This is a genomic window from Defluviitalea phaphyphila (assembly GCF_001466305.1).
Classification (GTDB): domain Bacteria; phylum Bacillota; class Clostridia; order Lachnospirales; family Defluviitaleaceae; genus Defluviitalea_A; species Defluviitalea_A phaphyphila.
Genome location: NZ_JWID01000067.1, coordinates 1 through 1,262, shown reverse-complemented (window position 1 = coordinate 1,262; position 1,262 = coordinate 1). Strand labels below are relative to the sequence as shown.

Genomic DNA, 1,262 nt, shown 5'->3' with positions numbered 1-1,262 from the left:
CAAAAGAAAATACAAGTTCAGAATTAACCCAAGAACAATTTGATTTACTATGTAGTTATTTGCCAAATTACGAAAAAGAAAGACAAGATTTAATAGAAAATTATGGGGAAGAAAACATACCTAAATTAGCTAATATAGCAAAAAACTATATGGAAGCAATATGTAATTTTGACTATCGTATGGATTTTGAGACATATTATAATAGAGCACTGCCATATGCTGTAGGAGATTATGGTGATAGGATATGGTTTGAAGATGAGTATAATTTATTAGCTGAACATAAATTGATAATGGAAGCAAAATTCCTTACTGATGAATATTTTGTATATCAATATGGAGGACCTAAAGTAGCAGGATTATTATTATTCCGTGTTAAATCAGCAGAAGGTAATTTTGAAGAAGATTTGTTTGGAGGGTATGATTATGAATTAGGTAAATGGTATCAAGTACCCTATAGAGTACAGGTTGGTAGAGGATTAAAGGGTGCAGATTTTTATGGGGGTGGATTTAAAACTCTTGGACCAGTAAAACCAGTAGAAGGGGAGTAATATGAAAAAGATAGTATCCTTGTTTATAGTAATTATTTTACTTGTAATGGTTATAGATTTTAAACATGTAAGTCATGCCATAAATGATAGAAACATAAAATTTGAAGTTTCAGAAAAAGAAGGGAATAGTTACATTATATTTCCCGTTACCTCAACAAAAGCTTCTGCAGAAATAGGACTTAGATGGGAAACAGAAGCATATAAAATTACAATGTTTCCTAAAGGAACTCAAATAAATATTAATGGTGAAGAAGACCATAAAAATTGTCCTATTGAAAATATGAAAGATCAAATAGTTATTGACCAAAGCATTAGATAAAAAATAAAAGCTAGTACATAAAAAAATAAAATATAATAAGGAGGAAAAATGTATATAAAAAAAATGAAAACAGGAAAAAAGATATTTAGCATTCTTTTATTAGTTATCATATCCATAGGGATAGGGGGATGCAAATTAATGTTTAGAAATAAAAAAGAATATACCTTAAAAGAAAAATATGACATGGTACTAGAATATTTAAAAGAAAAATATAATGAAGAATTTACAATTAAGTCAATGGTAGGCAAAGGTTGGAGCCAAAGTTATGATAGATTTTACGTCTATCCCAAAGAAGGAGATAAAGAAGAAGATATATTTGTAGTAAGAGTTAGTCTAATGAAAGATGGAACCTATCGTTTATCCGATGGATATTTTGGAGTAATTATAAGAGATGA

At 28.5% G+C, this 1,262-nt stretch carries 3 protein-coding genes; all 3 read left to right on the top strand.

Features of this window, described 5'->3' with window-relative positions; all coding sequences use genetic code 11:
- A partial coding sequence (locus OM90_RS12960) for a hypothetical protein (protein WP_207643875.1) occupies positions 1–548 on the top strand: 548 nt, incomplete at its 5' end.
- Position 549: 1 nt separating this feature from the next.
- The gene (locus OM90_RS12175) at positions 550–867 is read left to right on the top strand and encodes a hypothetical protein (RefSeq protein ID WP_058487113.1); all 318 of its coding nucleotides are present in this window, start codon (positions 550–552) and stop codon (positions 865–867) included.
- 48 nt (positions 868–915) lie between these two features.
- On the top strand, positions 916–1,262 hold a 347-nt coding region (locus OM90_RS12170; protein WP_202813804.1), incomplete at its 3' end, for a hypothetical protein.